The sequence below is a fragment of the Streptomyces sp. AC602_WCS936 genome, assembly GCF_019049125.1.
GTDB lineage: Bacteria > Actinomycetota > Actinomycetes > Streptomycetales > Streptomycetaceae > Streptomyces.
On the sequence record NZ_JAGMUF010000009.1, the window covers coordinates 1 to 17,291 of the forward strand.

14 protein-coding genes are annotated in these 17,291 nt (G+C 73.1%); 4 read left to right on the plus strand and 10 right to left on the minus strand.

What is annotated here, in order from left to right:
• Window positions 1-311: 311 nt before the first annotated feature.
• The 4 genes from KUM03_RS04860 to KUM03_RS04875 form a co-directional block, all read right to left on the minus strand.
• Window positions 312-2,000: a glycosyltransferase family 2 protein gene (locus tag KUM03_RS04860; RefSeq protein WP_217245751.1), complete on the minus strand. Its 1,689-nt coding sequence runs from the start codon at window positions 1,998-2,000 to the stop codon at window positions 312-314.
• On the minus strand, window positions 1,997-4,201 hold the full coding sequence (locus tag KUM03_RS04865; protein ID WP_217245817.1) for a CDP-glycerol glycerophosphotransferase family protein: 2,205 nt from the start codon (window positions 4,199-4,201) through the stop codon (window positions 1,997-1,999). Before KUM03_RS04865 ends, KUM03_RS04860 begins: the two co-directional genes overlap by 4 nt.
• A gap of 177 nt (window positions 4,202-4,378) precedes the next feature.
• Entirely contained in the window at window positions 4,379-5,212 is an 834-nt protein-coding gene (locus KUM03_RS04870) for an ABC transporter ATP-binding protein (protein ID WP_217245752.1), read from the minus strand.
• Complete coding sequence (locus KUM03_RS04875; RefSeq protein ID WP_217245753.1) at window positions 5,205-6,143, minus strand: ABC transporter permease; 939 nt, start codon at window positions 6,141-6,143, stop codon at window positions 5,205-5,207. The genes KUM03_RS04870 and KUM03_RS04875 overlap by 8 nt, the downstream gene beginning before the upstream one ends.
• A 179-nt stretch (window positions 6,144-6,322) precedes the next feature.
• Here KUM03_RS04875 and KUM03_RS04880 point away from each other — a divergent pair, with 179 nt between their 5' ends.
• Window positions 6,323-6,961 (plus strand): TetR/AcrR family transcriptional regulator, encoded by a 639-nt coding sequence (locus KUM03_RS04880; RefSeq protein WP_217245754.1) that lies wholly within the window; start codon window positions 6,323-6,325, stop codon window positions 6,959-6,961.
• An 18-nt stretch (window positions 6,962-6,979) separates the two neighbouring features.
• Here KUM03_RS04880 and KUM03_RS04885 read toward each other — a convergent pair whose 3' ends face one another.
• Window positions 6,980-8,545, minus strand: a complete 1,566-nt coding sequence (locus KUM03_RS04885) for a tetratricopeptide repeat protein (protein ID WP_217245755.1) — start codon at window positions 8,543-8,545, stop codon at window positions 6,980-6,982.
• A gap of 542 nt (window positions 8,546-9,087) precedes the next feature.
• Between KUM03_RS04885 and KUM03_RS04890 the strand changes: the two genes are divergently transcribed.
• Complete coding sequence (locus KUM03_RS04890; RefSeq protein WP_217245756.1) at window positions 9,088-9,699, plus strand: hypothetical protein; 612 nt, start codon at window positions 9,088-9,090, stop codon at window positions 9,697-9,699.
• 15 nt (window positions 9,700-9,714) lie between these two features.
• Window positions 9,715-9,921 carry a hypothetical protein gene (locus KUM03_RS04895; RefSeq protein WP_217245757.1) on the plus strand — a complete coding sequence of 69 codons (207 nt, stop codon included), beginning with the start codon at window positions 9,715-9,717 and terminating at the stop codon, window positions 9,919-9,921.
• 59 nt (window positions 9,922-9,980) lie between these two features.
• Here KUM03_RS04895 and galE read toward each other — a convergent pair whose 3' ends face one another.
• Together galE and KUM03_RS04905 are read right to left on the minus strand one after the other, a co-directional pair.
• A complete protein-coding gene (gene galE, locus KUM03_RS04900; RefSeq protein WP_217245758.1) occupies window positions 9,981-10,961 on the minus strand; it encodes a UDP-glucose 4-epimerase GalE in 981 nt (326 codons plus the stop codon).
• 93 nt (window positions 10,962-11,054) lie between these two features.
• Window positions 11,055-11,525, minus strand: a complete 471-nt coding sequence (locus tag KUM03_RS04905) for a MarR family winged helix-turn-helix transcriptional regulator (RefSeq protein ID WP_217245759.1) — start codon at window positions 11,523-11,525, stop codon at window positions 11,055-11,057.
• A 140-nt stretch (window positions 11,526-11,665) separates the two neighbouring features.
• Here KUM03_RS04905 and KUM03_RS04910 point away from each other — a divergent pair, with 140 nt between their 5' ends.
• Entirely contained in the window at window positions 11,666-12,079 is a 414-nt protein-coding gene (locus KUM03_RS04910) for an organic hydroperoxide resistance protein (RefSeq protein ID WP_217245760.1), read from the plus strand.
• Here the strand turns inward: KUM03_RS04910 and KUM03_RS04915 are convergent.
• From KUM03_RS04915 to KUM03_RS04925, 3 genes are all read right to left on the minus strand, one after another.
• Window positions 12,069-13,640 (minus strand): hypothetical protein, encoded by a 1,572-nt coding sequence (locus KUM03_RS04915; protein ID WP_217245761.1) that lies wholly within the window; start codon window positions 13,638-13,640, stop codon window positions 12,069-12,071. The genes KUM03_RS04910 and KUM03_RS04915 overlap by 11 nt on opposite strands.
• Before the next feature lie 145 nt (window positions 13,641-13,785).
• The gene (locus tag KUM03_RS04920; protein ID WP_217245762.1) at window positions 13,786-15,066 is read right to left on the minus strand and encodes a hypothetical protein; all 1,281 of its coding nucleotides are present in this window, start codon (window positions 15,064-15,066) and stop codon (window positions 13,786-13,788) included.
• Window positions 15,063-17,285: a bifunctional glycosyltransferase/CDP-glycerol:glycerophosphate glycerophosphotransferase gene (locus KUM03_RS04925; RefSeq protein ID WP_217245763.1), complete on the minus strand. Its 2,223-nt coding sequence runs from the start codon at window positions 17,283-17,285 to the stop codon at window positions 15,063-15,065. Before KUM03_RS04925 ends, KUM03_RS04920 begins: the two co-directional genes overlap by 4 nt.
• Window positions 17,286-17,291: the final 6 nt, after the last annotated feature.

A 17,291-nucleotide genomic window follows, 5' to 3' on the forward strand; every position in this document is an offset into this window, starting at 1 on the left:
GGAGTACGGGGTGCGGTGGGTGGTGGATCGGGGGGATGGGCTGCGGGGGGTTGCGGGGTTGCGGTTGGTGGCGCGGGGGCCGGGTGGGGAGATGTTGTACGCGGTGGTGGGGTGAGCGGGGTTGGTGTGGGCGCGGGGTGGGTGTCGCGGCCCGGCGTTGCGGTGTGGGGCGTGTTGGTGGGGGTGGGAGGCGCAGCCCGGCGCTGCGGGGTGCCGCTGCGCCCACCCGTGCCGCCCTGGGGGTACCTCCCAGGCCGTTCAGGCACTGGGGGAGGCACGACTGCCCGCAGCTGCGGCGGCTGGGGCGGGCGTCAGTGCAGGATGCCGGCTGCCAGGCGGGCCGCGCGCCTCGCGCGTGGGGTGGCCAGGCGGCGTAGTGCCGGGCGGATGACGGTTGCCGTGGCGCCCACCGGCTGCCAGCGGATCTGTAGTCGTCCCGGGTTGTGGCCCTCCGGTTCCACCGTGACCCGGTGGGGCAGGGCGCCCGAGTGGTAGGGGACCCGGGCGGTGAGGGGTGTGAAGGCGAGCGGGGCCAGGAGGAGCCCCGTGTGGGTCCGGCCCTGGTGGCGGAGCCGGAGTACGGGATGGCGGACGCCCTCGAAGCCCTGGAGGGGGAGGCGCGCCGCCGCCAGGTCCAGGCGCACGCTGCCCTCGAAGACGCCGGGGCGGACGGGCGAGAGGCGGAAGGGGACCGTGAGGCGACGGCGGCCGGGGGACAGGTGGAGGACGGCGCGTTGGGGGCCGACCGGGAGGCGGAGGGCCGGGTCGTAGGTGCGGACGGTGAGGTCGACCGAGGCGCCGGGGCCGCGTGCGATCTCCGTGATCTCGTGGCGGAGGTGGGCGGCGAAGAACGGGCGGGTGTCCAGCTCCAGCTCCGTCAGGTCCAGCTCGCGGCGGGCCCGCTGCGAGCGCGGGACCTCCGTGCCCCAGTAGGTACGGCCGTCCGCCGCGTCCGGCGTGATGTGGCGCGGGGCCACGCCGTGGCCGAGGCCCCGGGCCGCCACCCGTACGTCGGACAGACGGCCGTCGCGGACCAGCTGGAGCACCACCCGTTCGTCGCAGGGCAGGCGCGCACAGGCGCCCGGGGCGAGCGTGTCGAGGTAGGGGACCATGATGTCCGCGAAGGACGCGAGCCACGTGTCGTCCCGGTACGGGAGGTCACCGGCGTACATCCGGAAGTCGTGCTTGAGGAACTTGAAGTCCTTGTCCTCCCGCAGCGACTCGTGCCCGCTCTCCGCCAGGAACCCGTCGATGAGGCGCTGCACGTGGACGCGGTCGCGGACGTTGGTCAGCTTGTGCCGCTGGTTGGAGATGGAGGCAGTCTCGGAGGCGGCGTACGGGGCGATGTACCAGCGGTAGACCGGCTCGGGGACGACGGTGAACGTCTTGGCCAGGCAGTACGCCTGCGCCGAGAAGAGCTGGTCCTCGTAGTGGATGCCCTCCGGGAAGCGCAGGTCGTGGCGGTCGAGGAAGGCGCGGGCGTACATCTTGCTGGTCGACAGGTGCTCGAAGAACAGGCGCGGGTCGGCCTCGATGCCGTCGAGCGTGCGGCGCTCGGCGACCAGGTGCGGCATCCACGTCGTCCGGCGTCCGCCGTCCACGCGTATGCGGTGCACCGCGCCCATCGCGAAGTCGAGGTCGCGCTCGCGGTGGGCGGCAAGGAGCACCTCGACGGCGCGCTCGGGCAGTTCGTCGTCGCTGTCCAGGAACATCAGGTACGGGGCCCGCGCGATCTCCAGGGCGCGGTTGCGCGGGGCGCTGCACCCGCCGCTGTTCTCGGGCAGCCGCAGGTACACCACGCGGGGGTCGCGGGCCGCCAGCTCGCGGGCCACCTCCTCGGTCGCGTCCGTCGAGTGGTCGTCGCTGATGACGACCTCGATGTTCGCGTGGGTCTGGCGCAGCACGGACGCCACCGCGCGGGGGAGGCGTCCGGCGTCGTTGTAGACGATGACCGTGACGGTCACGTCGGGGGTCGTGTTCGTCGCCGGGTCGGTGCTCATGACGCGGTCGCCTCCTCGGGGCTGGGGGCCGGGGTGCGTTCCTCGACGGGCAGGACGGGAGGCAGGGTCCGCTCGTCCTCGCCGAGGAAGACCCGGCGGACGACGCGTTCGGCGGCGCGGCCGTCGTCGTACTCGCAGAACCGGCGGCGGAAGGCGGCCCGCGCCTTCGCCGCCCGCTCGTCGCGCCAGGCTCCGGTGGTGAGGATCTCCGTCAGCTCCGCCTGGTCGCGGGCGACCGGGCCCGGGGCCTCGGCCGTCAGGTCGAAGTAGACGCCCCGGGTGGTGCGGTACGTCTCCCAGTCGTCGGCGTGGATGACGATCGGGCGGTCCAGGTTGGCGTAGTCGAACATGATCGACGAGTAGTCGGTGACCAGCGCGTCGGCGGCCAGGCACAGCTCCTCGACCGGGTCGTAGGCGGAGACGTCGATGATCCGGCCGGTGCGCCGCAGGCCCGTCAGGGGCGAGGCGCCGGTCTCGTAGAAGTAGTGGGCGCGCACCAGCAGGACCGTGTCCTCGCCGAGCCGGTCGGCGAGCGCGGCCAGGTCCAGGCGGGGCGTCCAGCCGGCCTCGTAGTCGCGGTGGGTCGGCGCGTACAGGATCGCCCGGTGGCCGGGTGCGATGCCGAGGCGTTCGCGGACCGCGCGGACGTCGGCGGCACCGGCCGTGTAGAAGACGTCGTTGCGCGGATAGCCGTGGTCGAGCGAGACGTGCCGGGATGGGTACGCCCGCTGCCACATGCGCGTGGAGTGGCTGTTGGCGCTGACGCCGAAGTCCCACCGGTCCACCCGCTCCAGCAGCGCCTGGAAGTCGAGGCCGCGGGCGGCGGCGGGGTACGGCATCTGGTCCAGGCCCATGCGCTTGAGCGGGGTGCCGTGGTGGGTCTGGAGGTGGACGGTGCCGGGGCGTTTGACCACCGCGTCCGGGAAGTTGACGTTGTTGACGAGGTACTTGGCGCGGGCCAGCACCTCCCAGTAGCGGCGGGTGCCGGGGACGACGTGGTCGGTGCCGGGCGGCAGCAGGGCCGCGTTCGCCGCGGTGACCACCCACACCGGACGCACGCTCGGGGCGAGTTCGGCGAGCTTGGCGGCTATCGCGGCCGGGTTGCAGGCCACGCCGCGCGCCCAGTACGCCGAGAAGACGGCGAGGTGCTGGTCGACCGGCTCGGCGAGCGCCCGGCGGTACTGGAGGGTGCGCAGCCGCGTCCCGGCGCGGTGCCTGGCGGCGCGGGCCACCGACCGCACCCGGCGGCGCGTGCGGTTGGCGGCCTGGAGCGCGCGGTACTCGGCGTGCGCGTCCCGCTCCAGCAGCGACCGGCGTACGCCTTCGAGGCCGGTGCGGCGCCGGTGGCCCTCGGGGCGGTGGTGCCGGGCGGCCAGGGACGCGCGGTGGAAGAACTCCCGCGCGACGTCGTCCGGCATCCCGGCGCGGGCGTGGGCGCGCAGGCAGTCGCGGACCATCAGGTCGTACAGGACGGCGTGGACGGCCGGGCGGGCGGCGGACAGGTCGAGGAGCCGCTCGAAGCGCTCGACCAGGGCGTGGTGCGCCTCGGGCGGGACCGGCGGCAGGCTCTCGGGGCGCAGCCGCCGGTCCTCGTACGCCGGGTGGGGCAGGCAGGCGACGCGGTCGGCGAGCAGCAGGGCGGTGTACGCGGCGAACGGCTCGTCGTCGGTGGTGAGGAGCCGCTCGTGGGCCCGCCAGAACGCGGCGCGCACGGCGCGGTTGCCGAGCAGCGGGGCCGTCGCGAGCAGCGCCGCGTGCTCGTCGAGGGAGAGGGCGAGGCCGGAGCCGGCCGCGCGGGCGAGGCGGGGGCCGTCGGGGGAAGGCAGGCCGGAGGCCCGCCAGGTGCTGCGGACATGGTCGGTGAGCAGGACGTCCACCGTGCCGGGGAGGTCCGCGGTGTGCTCGGCGACCGTGCGCGGGGCGCCGGCGGGTACGCCGTCCTTGGCGTGGACGAAGTGCAGCCACCGGCCCGAGGCGCGCGCCGCCCCCGCCGCGCGGGCCGCGGCGTCGCCCGCCCCGTCCGGCAGCGGCAGGACGGTGAACGCCGGGGCGTGCCGTTCGGCCGCCTCTCGCGCCCAGTCGCCGACGGCGGCGACGATCACCTCGACGCCGGTGAGGGGGTGCGCGTCGAGGGTGTCGAGGAGGGCGGGCAGGTGGTCCTGGACGTTGGGGCCGTGGACGATGACGCTGAGGTCGGGGATCTCGGACATCTCCGGTATCTCGGACATCGCGGGGACTCCTTCGCCGTCGCTGCTTCGCCGTCGTCGTTCCCGGCACTCTCCTGTTCGTTCGTCCGGCCATAGTGGCACTAATCGGGCAAAAGGGTTAACCGTACGTACGCTTCCCGGGGGAGGGGTGCGCTCGGGAAGAGGCAGAGGTCAGGCGGCCGTCTTCGCCTTCGGGGCGGGCTTGGCCGCCCGGTCGGGACCGCCGGTGAACTTCTCGTACTCCCGCAGGACCTCCTCCGTCGGCCCGTCCATGCGCAGCTCGCCCCGCTCCAGCCACAGCACCCGGTCGCAGGTGTCGCGGATGGACTTGTTGCTGTGGCTCACCAGGAACACCGTGCCGGCGTGCTTGCGCAGCTCCCGGATGCGTGCCTCGGAGCGCTTCTGGAAGGAGCGGTCGCCGGTGGCCAGCGCCTCGTCGACGAGGAGGACGTCGTGGTCCTTGGCGGCGGCGATGGAGAAGCGCAGCCGGGCCGCCATGCCGGAGGAGTACGTGCGCATGGGCAGGGTGATGAAGTCGCCCTTGTCGTTGATCCCGGAGAAGTCGACGATCTCCTGGTACCGCTCCTTGACCTGCGCGCGGGACATGCCCATCGCCAGGCCGCCGAGGTGCACGTTGCGCTCGCCGGTGAGGTCGTTCATCAGGGCCGCGTTGACGCCGAGGAGGGAGGGCTGGCCGTCGGTGTAGATACGGCCGTTCTCGACGGGGAGCAGACCGGCGACCGCTTTCAGCAGCGTCGACTTGCCGGAGCCGTTGGTGCCGATCAGGCCGATGGCCTCGCCCCGGTACGCCACGAAGGACACGTTCTTGACGGCGTGCACCCGGCGTACGCCCGCCGCCTTCTCGGTCTTCTTCCGGCGCACGATGCGGTTGAGGGCGGCGGTCGCCGAGCCCCGGCCCGCGCCGGTGCCGTTGACCCGGTAGACGATGTCGACGCCGTCGGCGACGACGGTGGGGACGCGCTCGGCGGGGGTGTTGTCAGCCACGACCGTACGTCTCCTCGGCCTTCCAGAAGTAGATGAAACCGCCGATGCCGGCGACCAGCGCCCAGCCCAGCGCGAGCGCCCACACATGGGGCGGCAGGTGGCTCGCGTCGAAGCTGTCGATCAGGGCGAAGCGCATCAGGTCGATGTAGACCACGGCGGGGTTGAGCTGGAGCACGGTGCCCACCCAGGACGGCAGTCCGCTGTCCGGGCCGGTCATGTGGTCGATGCTGAACATGACCCCGGAGGCGTACATCCAGGTGCGCAGCACGAACGGCATCAGCTGGGCCGCGTCCGGGATCTTGGACCCCACCCGGGCCATGAACAGCGACACGCCCGCGTTGAACAGGAACTGCAGCACCAGCGCCGGCACCGCCAGCACCCAGGACGGGGCGGGCGGCACGCCGAAGGCGAGCAGGATGACGACGAGGGCGGCCATCGAGAACAGCAGCTGCTGGAGCTGCTGGAGGCAGAACGAGACCGGCAGCGCGGCCCGCGGGAAGTGCAGGGCGCGCACCAGGCCGAGGTTGCCGGAGACGGCCCGGGTGCCCGCCATGATCGAGCTCTGCGTGAACGTCCACACGAACACGCCGGTGACCAGGAACGGGACGAAGTCCTCCACGCCGCGGCTGGTGTTCATCAGCACGCCGAAGATGAAGTAGTACACCGCCGCGTTGAGCAGGGGCGTCATCACCTGCCAGACCTGGCCCAGCTTGGCCTGGCTGTACTGGGCGGTGAGTTTGGCGGTGGAGAAGGCGCCGATGAAGTGCCGGCGCGCCCACAGCTGGCGGACGTATTCGGGCAGGGAGGGGCGGGCGCCGCTGACCGTCAGACCGTGGCGGGCGGCGAGGGCCGCGAGGTCGTGTTCGTCGCCGGGGGAGGCCGGGGCGGCGGGGGCCGGTGTCGGAGGCGGTGTGTGGAGGACCTGGCTCACATCCGCTGCTTTCGCTCGGGGGAGGGGGTGGGGGTGGGGGTGGCGGCGCCCGGCGTTCACCTGCGTGTCGGAGCGGGTTCATCTACGTCGGGACGGGACCGTATCGTCGTGACGCGAGCGTAGGGCGTGTCAACGTCGGAACGCAACCGTTTCGTCGTGACGCCCTATGCTTGGCCCGCATGACGACCAACGCCGACGAGCCGCAGCCGCAACCGCAGCCGCGCCCGCGCCGCCGGGCACCCGCCGGGGCGGCGGTGCTCCGCGAGGACGTGACGGAGGCCATCCGGACGGCGGTCTTCGAGGAACTGGCGGCGGTCGGCTACGCGCGGATGTCCATCGAGGGGATCGCGCGCCGCGCGGGTGTCGGCAAGACGGCCGTCTACCGGCGCTGGCGCTCCAAACTGCACCTGGTCCTCGACATCGTCTCCGCGCTCGCCGTGCAGGGCCTGCCCGTGCCGGACACCGGTTCCCTGGAGGGCGACCTGCGACTCCTGTACGAGGTGACGTCCCGGGCCCTGCGCCACCCGGTGGCCTCGCAGGTCATCCCCGACCTCCAGGCGGAGGCGGCCCGCAATCCCGACATCGCGGAAGCCATGCGGAAGACCCTGCGGGAAGGGCAGGACGGCGTCGCCAGCAAGATCCTCGAGGCGGCGACGGAACGGGGCGAGCTGAGCCCGGCCGTCGACCCCGACCTCGCCCTCGACCTGATCTCGGGCCCGCTGTACTGGCGCTCGGTGGTCATCCGCAGCCCGAAGCTGCCGAAGGGGTACCTGGGGGCGCTGGCGCGGGCGACGGCGGAGGGGCTGAAGGCGCTCTGAGGGCGGCGGCCGGGTCTGTCAGCGGTCCCTCCGCACAGGTTCGATCGGCTCCAGGAGGTCGGGAAGGCCCGGGAGGTAGGGGTAGCCCGGATAGCTGCTCTCGCTCACCACGTACGTGCAGTTGGTGTACGTGTAGCCGGGATCGATGCTCATGCCGTCGGCCTTGTTCGTCACGTCCTCCGCGACGTCGTCGGCGTACTTGATGAGGGTGTGGTACTCGCCGGCGGGCAGGCTGAGGTGGTCGGTCGGGTAGTCGACGGCGCTGTTCGAGCAGGCGGTGCTCTCGGCCTCCGACTCGCTGGAGTAGTCGGTGCAGTCGGCACAGGCCGGGAGGTGGATGCTGCCGGTGACCGGGCCGGTGTAGAGGAACTCGACCGCGGTCGAGGCGTCGTTGCTGATCTCCATGGGCATCCGGGCGCCGCCCGGGGCGCGGGACGGCGGCAGCTTCCGGCCCGCCTCGGGCCGTTCCTCGGCGATCTCCGCGGCGATGGCGATCTGCCGGGCACGCTTCGCGTTCCTGTTGTCCCCGTAGGTGTCGGCGAAGTCGTTGAGCGTCTCGGCCGCGTCGCCGAACTTGTCGTCCTCGAACTGGTCCACCCCGCAGGCGTAGGCGGCCGACTCCACCGCCTTGCCGGCCTTCGCGCGCAGCCCGTCGCCGGGGTCGCCCGCCGGCAGGTCGGCGAGGACCTGTCCGATGACCCGCAGCTCCGCGCCGGCCGGGCAGGGGTCGTCGCCCTTCAGGGCCTTGGAGCGGTGCGCGATCTCGGCGCCGACGGCCGGTTCGACCTCGGCGGCCTGTGCCGAATCGGGGAACGTACGCAGGAGATCGGCCAGCGCGCCGCCGTTCGCCTGTGCTTCGGGTGCGGCGGCGGAGCCGAGGTTCGCGATGCCGCACTCGTACAGCGAGGTGGCCAGCGGCTCCCCGGTCCGGTCGGCGAGGGCGCCGAGCCGCTTGTCGCCCTTCGTCCCGGGCAGCTGCCACAGGAAGCGCAGCGGCTCCAGCGCCGCGCAGTACTTCTTCTCGCGGTACGGCGCGGAGACGGTGTCGTAGAACCGTTCGAGGCGGTCGGGGACGCGCTGGGCCGCGCGGCTGCCGGGGTGGTCGTCGCCGAGCGCGCGGTAGGTCTTCAGCGCCCGCTCGTAGTCTTCCTTGGCCTCGGCGAAGCCGTCCCGCCGCGAGGCGGCGGCGACCAGCCGGTCGGTCCTGGCGAGCCGGTCGAGCAGCATCTGCTGGTACGCCTCTTCCCGCGCGGCCTCGTACCCCACCGCCCCGCCGGCCGGTACGGCGAGCAGCACGAACCCGAGCCCCGCGGCGACCGCGGGCCGCCACGGCCACGTCAGCCGGGCCCGGCGCGCCAGCCACGCCCCGTGGGCCGCGGCCAGCACGAGAAGGAGGACGTACGTCCACACCGCCCCGCCCGGGACCCCGTCGGGGTCCGCGGGCAGCGCGGCCAGCAGCAGCCAGCCGGTCGCGACCCAGCACAGGGCGGCCTGCGGCCAGCGTCGCAGGAGTACGTATCCGAGCCCGAGTCCGCCGAGGTTGAGGAGCCCGGCCGCCGCGATGCGCCAGGGGTCGGCGGGCACGGAGCGATCAGGCTCCCCGGGCTCTTCGGGCAGCGTGCCGGTCAACCACTCGGAGGGCGGCGGCTCGTCGGCCGTCGGTCCGTCGGGCGGCGGGGGCGGAGGCGGTGACGGGGGTCCGGGCGGCGTGGACCCGGGCCCGCCCGACGGCTCTCCCACGGCACCGGCACCCGACGGCTCTTCGGAGGCACTCATCACGGCTCACTCCCCCAACTCACCCCTGAGCGGGGCCCCTCGCCCGCTCCCGGACTCCGATGGTCGCGCGGGTGGCCGGGGAGGGGTCCCGGACGCGTGGGAACCGGACGGAAGGTTCCGGTGGTGCGGTCGTTTTCGTACGTGAGCCGGTGTCACGGCGGCCGGTCGGCCGGGTTTCGGGCGCGGCGGAAAGGGGCGGGAAGGGTGCCCTCGTCAGCCGTAAGCGGAATTCTAACGCGCCGTGCGCAGTCGGCCTCGGTCGACGGTCAGGCGGCTTGATTCGACAGACGTGTAGAAGATCGTTAGTGTCTGTCCTCGAATCGTTCTGCGGGGAACCCTGGGGGTTGAACATGCGAAAGACTGCCGCCCTTTTGTTGGCCGGTGCATCCACTGCGACCATGCTCGCGCTCGGATCCTCTACCGTGCACGCTTCGGAAGACGTCCCGTCCGACTATTCCGGGGAATCGCTTGCCGATGACGTCGTCATCGAAGACGTACCCGGTGAGGCGGTGACTCCAGAAGAGGAGGAAGAGGTGAAGGCGCCGGAGATATCGGAGCTGCCCGACCTGATGCCCAGGTCAGCGTCCGGATCCACCGCGATCAGCTCCTTCAACTACTCCGTTGGCGGGCTGACCGTCAAAGTGCCCGCCGGGTGTTTCCTGACTCACTCGGTCAAGGGCTCGGGCAAGAAGATAAACAGCCAGATCGCCGGTGTCGACTGCGCGGGGCTAGCCGCGATCGGGACGCGTTTCTGCAACAGTCGCCTTGAATTCCATTACGCTGACACGTCGGGAAAGACGTACAAGATCAAGCGGGGGCCACTGCGGAAGACCTGTTATACCGGAAGCTTCCCGACCTATAAGATCGGCTCGCAGACGTTGCCGAAGTACGGAAAGGCGTGCGCCCAACTGTATGTCAATGGGAAGCGCCGGGCGGTGCAATGCCACTTCATTACCAAGTAGGCCGGGACGGTTGGAATGGCGTACAGCGCACGTAACTGGTGGACCGAAGTCACCGTCTTCTTCGTCACCACCGTGGTCTGTTCCGCGGTCCTGATCCTGCTGTGGGTCGCGGCCTTCAGCGGCACCGGGGCCTCGGCCGGGGTCTGGGGATTCGTCCTGCCGGGTGGGCTCGTCGGCCTGTGGGCCGCGCGGAGATATCGGCGCCGGCACGACACCGACTGAGCGTTTCGCGGGCGGGGGCGTACCCGGGGCTCCGCGCGACCTGACCCGAACGACAGTCGCTAGTCCCGCGCCGCCCCCGGATGCAGCCGCACCCAGCCCGCCCACGCCGACGTGATCATGTCCTCGACGTCGTACTTGGCCTTCCAGCCCAGTTCGGCGGCGGCGCGGTCGGCCGAGGCGACCACGCGGGCCGGGTCGCCGGGGCGGCGCGGGGTGACCGTCGGGGGGTGGTCGTGGCCGGTGAGGGCGTTGATGCGGTCGATCATCTCGCGGACGGAGACGCCTTCGCCCCGGCCGATGTTGAGGGTGAGGGAGCGGCCTGGGGAGGACCGGAGGGCGCGGGCGGCGGCGACGTGGGCCTCGGCCAGGTCGATCACGTGGATGTAGTCGCGGACGCAGGTGCCGTCCGGCGTCGCGTAGTCGTCGCCGAAGATGCGGGGGGCCGCGGACTCGGTCAGCTTCTCGAAGACCATCGGGACGAGGTTGTAGACGCCGGTGTCGGCGAGTTCCGGGCTCGCGGCGCCGGCCACGTTGAAGTAGCGCAGGGACGCCGTGGACAGGCCCGTCGCCCGGCCGGTCGCGCGGACCAGCCACTCGCCGGCCAGCTTGGTCTCGCCGTACGGCGACATGGGCAGGCACGGCGTCTCCTCCGTCACCAGGTCCACGTCGGGCATGCCGTACACGGCCGCGGAGGAGGAGAAGACGAAGGACGGGACGCCGGCCGCGGTGACCGCGTCCAGCAGGACGCGCAGGCCCTCCACGTTCTCCCGGTAGTAGTGGAGGGGCAGCTCGACGGACTCGCCGACCTGCTTCTTCGCGGCCAGGTGCACCACGCCGGTGACGGAGTGGTCGGTGAGGGCGCGGGCGACCCGTTCGCCGTCCAGGACCGAGCCCACCACCAGCGGGACGCCGTCGGGCACGCGCTCGGCGATGCCGGAGGACAGGTCGTCGTACACGACCGCCTTCTCGCCCGCCTCGGTCATCGCCCGTACGACGTGCGCTCCGATGTATCCGGCGCCGCCGGTGATCAGCCAGGTCATGTGCGGCCGTCCCCTCGTCAGTGGTCCTCGGTGGTCATGATCCGTCATTCCGCGTCACGCATGTCATTCCGGCGCCCGCGGGCCCCGCACAAGTCAGGACGCGGTGGGGGCCGCTTCGGTGCCGTACGTGTCCAGGGCCGCCGTGAGCCGGTCGAGGCGGGTGCGCAGGTCCTGGACCTCCGCGAGGTCCAGCCCGGTCGCCGCCGCGATCCGGCGCGGGACCTCGGAGGCCCGCTCGCGCAGCGCCACGCCCTCACCGGTGAGCCGGACCTCCACGGACCGCTCGTCGCGCGCGCTGCGTTCCCGGCGGACCAGGCCGGCCGCCTCCAGCCGCTTGAGGAGCGGGGACAGCGTGCCGGAGTCGAGGCGCAGGTGCTCGCCGAGCTTCTTCACCGGCAGCTCCCCGTGCTCCCACAGCACCAGCATCACCAGGTACTGCGGGTAGGTGAGCCCGAGGTCCTTGAGGACCACGCGGTAGACGCTGTTGAAGGCGCGCGAGGCCGCGTTCAGGGAGAAGCAGATCTGCTGGTCCAGGCGGAGCCAGTCCGTTGCGGGCGTGGTCATGTCCTCCAGGGTAGCCGACGGGTCTTGCGCGCTATTTAGTTGCGCGTCATTTAGTTGTGCGCAATGAAATTGCGTGCTCTACTTGTCGTCGTCAGGCGTCGTCGCGACGCTTCCCCCGCACCGAGAGGGACGGTTCTCCCATGGACGCCATCTACACCGCCGCCGCCACCGCCACCCACGGCCGCGACGGCCGCACCGTCAGCTCCGACGGCAAGCTCGACCTCGCGCTCGGCGTCCCCGTCGAGATGGGCGGCAACGGGCAGGGCACCAACCCCGAGCAGCTGTTCGCCGCCGGGTACGCCGCCTGCTTCGGCAGCGCCCTCGGCCTGGTCGGCCGGCAGGCCAAGGTCGACGTCAGCGACGCCGCGGTCACCGCCGAGGTCGGCATCGGCAAGCAGGGCGAAGGCTTCGCGCTCGCCGTCACGCTGCGGGTCGAGCTGCCCGAGGGTCTGGACGAGGAGACCGGCCGCAAGCTGGTCGAGCAGGCCCACCAGGTCTGCCCCTACTCCAACGCCACCCGGGGCAACATCGCGGTGGACCTCGTCATCGAGTAGGTCCCGCTCGGCCGACCCGCGCCAGCACCTCGCCGGTCCGCTCACTCCACGCCACGACGACCGCCTCCTCGGGCACCGGCTGCCAGCGCGTGAGCAGCAGCCAGCGGACGTCGTACCGGCGGACGATCGCGGCGCGCTCCGCGCGGGTGGAGCCGGGGGCGAGGTACGCCTCCACGTCGGCCACCCGCCGACCGCGCTCCCGCTCGTCCAGCGACGGGTCCGGCCAGGCGGGTGCCGCGAGGTTCGGTCCGTACCCGGCGATGGCGTGCCCGGCGTAGTAGCCGTCGGTGATCACGACCTCGCCGGGGCCGATGTGCCGCGCCGCCCACTCGTACGTCGGCCAGTTCGGCGGTTGCTCGAAACCGACCGGGTCCAGCGCCCGCGGCACCACCGCCCCCGCCTGGACCGTGAGGAAGCCCAGCAGCGCCCCCGCGGCCGCCGCCGAGCCCAGCGCCCTGCGCCACCACCCCCACGGCCGGGGCGCCGCCAGCTCCACCGCCAGCGCGAACTGCAACGGCACCAGCGTCAGCCCGAGAATCCGGCCGTAGGTGTAGTGGCCGCTGAACCAGCCGTACGCCACCACCGCGCAGTCCAGCACGAAGAGCAGCAGCAGCGGATCGCGCGCCGACGCCCGGCCGCGCCGCCACAGCGAAGGCAGCCCGAGCAGCGCCAGCCAGAACTCCCCGGGCAGGTGCAGGTAGAGCACGCGGTGCATCCCGTCCACGCTCGCGTCCCCGGCCAGCGCGAACACGTCGAAGTACGGCCACAGCGCCGCCGACGCCACCGCCGCCCCGGCCGTCAGCGCCCACCGGCCGACGACCGGGCCGCGCCACCCGCGCTGCCACCCGGCCACCAGCGCCACCGCGCCCAGCGCCGCCGCCACCGCCGTGATCGGGTGGACGAGGAGGATGAGGCCGTAGAGGAGGCCGAGACCGGCGTAGCCGGGCAGGCCGCGCAGGCCGCTCGGGCCGACGTACCGCACCCGGCGCTCGTCCCGGGCCCGCGCGCCCGTCAGCGCCCACGCCCAGAAGGTGAGCCCGATCGCGAACGCCGACGGGTAGCCGAGGTTGCCCGTCATCGACATCAGTCCGAGGTAGCCGCTCCACCAGGCCCGCTCGGTGCCCCACAGCAGCGTCATCGCGCCCAGCGCCAGCACCGGCGCCCACGGCCGCGGGCTCAGCACCCGCACGAAGCGGCCGAGGCCGGTCAGCAGCACCAGCAGGTTCAGCGGCCCGGCGAGCCGCACCACCTCCCAGCCGCCCAGCCCGGTCAGCCGCGCGAACAGGCCCTGCGCCACCGCGTACGGCGAGTAGTAGGCGCTGCCCTCGCCCGGCAGGTCGGCCATCGGGTGGCGGGGGTGGAGGAGGTCCGCCTTCAGGCGCTCGACGACGGCCGCGTGCTGGCCGGCGTCGCAGCACAACGGCACCGCCCAGTACGCCAGCGTCATCGCCAGGAAGAACAGGAAACCGGCGGCCTGGTACGGGGTGGGACGCCAGGACCGGCCGCCGCGCAGCGCCGTGGCACCGCCTACGGGCCGCCGGACGAGGACACCGGCGCTCACGGGACGTGCGAAGGGTGGGACATTCGGGGCATTTGCCGTATGTTCCCGGTGGCCCCGCCGAGGTCAACGACACGACCTCACGTCACCGCATCGAGTGACCGTCAACCGGCGGCGCGCGTCCGCTCAGCCGACCGCGCGCGTCCGATCAATCGGCCACGCGCGCCCGTTCGGCCTGCCCCTGCGTCGGCAGCGCCACCCGGCCGGCCCGCACCACCGGCTCCAGCAGCAGCGGGATACCCACCACCGGCAGCAGCCAGGCCAGCACGATCAGCCGCTCGCCCCAGATGTTGATGTCCGGATGCCCGGCCTGCGTCAGGATTCCGGTGAACGCCGCCGCGACCAGGAACACCCCGACCGCGCCGCCGCGCCGCAGCGCGCCCCACGCCCCGGCGCCCAGCGCCGCCACGAACAGCGGCTCCCACGCCTGCCGACGCAGCCACTCCACCCAGAAGTTGCCCTGCAACTGCCAGAACTCCGGCCACGGGTCCGCACGGTCCGGCCGGGCGAAGTGCCCGGTCAGCAGGTCCTGGAGGCTGTCGGAGATCGACGGGTAGTGCAGCAGCCGCGACAGCACCATGGTGCCGACCGCGCCCGCCAGGCCGACGGCCGCGAGCACGAGCACCTCCCGGCCCGGCGGCCCTCCCCGCCGGCGTCGCCGCAGCGCGAGCAGCGCGCCCGCCGCCGCCAGGCACACCCCGAGGAACAGCGCCTGCGAGTGCTTCACGGTGAACAGCGCGACCAGCGACCCGCCGACCAGCGCGTACCCGGCCCGCGCCCGCCCCGCCCGCAGCACCAGCGCGCACCCCCACACCGCCGCCAGCGTCAGCGCCATCAGCAGCCCCTCGGTCATCGGGCGCATGGCCGTCGTCCCGCACGGCAGCACGTAGTACAGCGCCTGCCCGGTCAGCGCGAGCGGCACCGGCACGGACAGGGTGCGCAGGATCAGGAAGACCAGGACGCCGCCCGCGCAGGCGATGACCACGCCCGCCGCCCACAGCCCCCACATCGCCCCGAGGAGCACGACGAAGGGCACCAGGAACAGCGGGTAGCCGGGCCGCGCCTCGAAGATCCGCATGAAGCGTTCCGTCATGTACGGCACGGTGTGCCCGCCGGTCTGCCCGGCCGCCAGCCTCGGCTCCACCTGCGCCCACTCCCGCTCCCGGCAGTCGGCCATGACCCGGTCGGTGGGGTCGGGGCGGTGGAAGTGGACCACGTGCACGCTCTGGTCGCGGCGGGCCGTCGACGCCTTGCTCGCGCACACGTAGTCGATGGTGTCCGCGGCCACCCCGCGCTTGCTCCCACCGGCCAGGCTCAGGGCGTACGACAGGTAGTTCTTGGTGTCGGGGGTGTCGCGGCCGGTGACGTTCGCGAGCTGGAGCACGGCGAAGACCGCGGCCAGGACCAGGACCCAGGTGCGCGGCCTCATGACGAGGTGAGCAGGTCGCGGCCGGGAGCGGCGGGGACCGCCCGGGCGCCGGGCACGCCGGCGGGCTCCGGCATCGGCTCGCCCAGCAGCAGAGTCCGCACCACCCGTTCGGCGGCCCGGCCGTCCTCGTACTCGCAGAACCGGGCCCGGAACGCGGACCTGAGCCGCGCCGCCTCCTCGTCCCGCCACGCCCCGGAGGCCAGCAGCCACGCCAGCTCCCGGTAGGAGCGCGACACGTGGCCCGGCGCCTCGGCGGTGATGTCGAAGTAGGCGCCGCGGCTCGCCGTGTACGCGGCCCAGTCGTCCGCGTGGACCAGGACCGGCCGGTCCAGGAGGACGTAGTCGAACATCAGGGCCGAGTAGTCGGTGATCAGCAGGTCGGAGGCGAGCATCAGGTCCTCGACGTGCGGCTCGTCGGTCGCGTCGATCAGTACGCCCCGCCGGTGCAACTCCGCCAGGCCCATGCCGCGCGCCGGGCCGGCGGCCAGGGACGGGTGCAGCCGCACCACCAGGGTGTGGCCCTCGCCGAGGTCGGCGGCGAGCCGGGCCGGATCGATCCGCTCCACGTACCCGCCCCGCCGGTACTCGCGGCGGGTCGGCGCGTACAGCACCACGGTGTGCCCGTCGGGGACGCCGAGCCGCTCGCGCGTCCGGCGGCCCGCCTCCGGCCCGGCGTTCACCAGCACGTCGTTACGCGGGCTGCCGGTGCGCGCGGACGCGAAGTGGCAGGGGTACGCCCGCTCCCACATCCGTTCCGCGTACCGGCCCGCGACCAGGCTGTGGTCCCAGCGGTCGGCCCGCCGCAGCATCTGCGGCACGTCCAGGCCGTGCCGGGCGCCGGGCCTGGCCAGCAGGTCGGCGCCCATGTACTTGAGCGGGGTGCCCTGGTGGGTGTGGATGTGGACGCTGTCCGGCCGCTTGGGCACGGCGTAGGGCCAGTTGACGTTGTTGACGAGGAACGCGGCTCGTTCCACCGCCCGGTGGTAGCTCGCGCTGCCGAGGAGCACGTGCTCGGTGTCCGGCGGCAGCGCCGTCGCTTCCTCCTCGCCGCGCACCACCCACACCCCGCGCAGGTGCGGGGCGATCTCGCGGGCCTTGCGGTGGATCGCCGCCGGGTCGCCCAGCACGCCCCGGTGGGAGAAGGCCGAGTACACGACGAGGTCCGCGTCGAGCGGGCGGCGGGTGTTCACCGCCGTCCGCACCCGCCCCAGGCGCCCGGCGGCCGCCCCGCGCGCCTGCCGCGCCCGGCGCCCCAGCTCCCGGCCCGCCCGGCCGGACTCGCGGCGCAGCCGGTAGGCGGCGTACCCGTGCTCCAGCACCCGCAGTTCGGCCGGGATCTCGGCGCCCTCGGGGCGGTAGGTCCGGAACATCTCGGCGGTACGGCGGAAGAACTCCGCCTTGTCCGACGCCGGCAGCCGGTCCGGCTTGGACAGCACGTCCAGGCAGTGCTCGCCCATCTTGGCGTGCAGGAACGGCCGCCAGCGGGCCAGCTCCGGGCGGTCGTCGAGGAACGCGAAGACCCGCTCGTACTGCGCGTGCACGTCGAAGTGCTTGCGGCTGGTGGTGGACAGGATGTTGCCCTGGCGGCGCTGCCGGTAGTTCAGGCAGACGCGGTCCAGGGTGGCGATCCGGCCGGCCGCGAACATGACCGGGAAGGTCCAGGGCGTGTCCTCGTAGTAGCCCGGCGGGAAGGTGAAGCCCTCCTGTTCGACGAAGTCGCGCCGGTAGACCTTGTTCCACACCACCATCAGCAGGTCGAGGATCTCGGGGCGCTCGGCGGCGGTGAAGGCCTCGCCGGTCTCGGCGAGCACGTGGGCGAGGACGTTGCGCCGGGTGCCGCCCCACCAGTAGGTGCGGGCGTAGTCGAAGACCAGGACGTCCGGGTCGTCCGCCTCCGCGAGCCGGTCGGCCATCGCGCGCAGGGCGCCCGGGGTGAGGGTGTCGTCGCTGTCGAGGAAGAAGAGGTAGTCGCCGGTGGCGTGCGGCAGAGCGGCGTTGCGGGCGCGGCCGAGGCCCACGTTCTCCTCCAGGTGCAGCACGCGCACCCGGTCGTCGGCGGCGGCGTACTCGTCGAGGATGGCGCCGCAGCCGTCCGGGGAGCAGTCGTCGACGGCGACGACCTCGATGTCCCGGTAGGACTGGTCCAGCACGGAGTCCAGGCACTCGCGCAGGAAGCCCTGCACCTTGAAGCAGGGGACGATGACGCTGAAGCGGGGCACGGCGGG

Bases quoted from the DNA above. Each gene is read 5' to 3' on its own strand.
- KUM03_RS04860 (WP_217245751.1), bottom strand. From the start codon at position 2,000: ATGAGCACCGACCCGGCGACGAACACGACCCCCGACGTGACCGTCACG.
- KUM03_RS04880 (WP_217245754.1), top strand. From the start codon at position 6,323: ATGACGACCAACGCCGACGAGCCGCAGCCGCAACCGCAGCCGCGCCCG.
- KUM03_RS04890 (WP_217245756.1), top strand. From the start codon at position 9,088: ATGCGAAAGACTGCCGCCCTTTTGTTGGCCGGTGCATCCACTGCGACC.
- KUM03_RS04895 (WP_217245757.1), top strand. From the start codon at position 9,715: ATGGCGTACAGCGCACGTAACTGGTGGACCGAAGTCACCGTCTTCTTC.
- galE (WP_217245758.1), bottom strand. From the start codon at position 10,961: ATGACCTGGCTGATCACCGGCGGCGCCGGATACATCGGAGCGCACGTC.
- KUM03_RS04905 (WP_217245759.1), bottom strand. From the start codon at position 11,525: ATGACCACGCCCGCAACGGACTGGCTCCGCCTGGACCAGCAGATCTGC.
- KUM03_RS04910 (WP_217245760.1), top strand. From the start codon at position 11,666: ATGGACGCCATCTACACCGCCGCCGCCACCGCCACCCACGGCCGCGAC.
- KUM03_RS04920 (WP_217245762.1), bottom strand. From the start codon at position 15,066: ATGAGGCCGCGCACCTGGGTCCTGGTCCTGGCCGCGGTCTTCGCCGTG.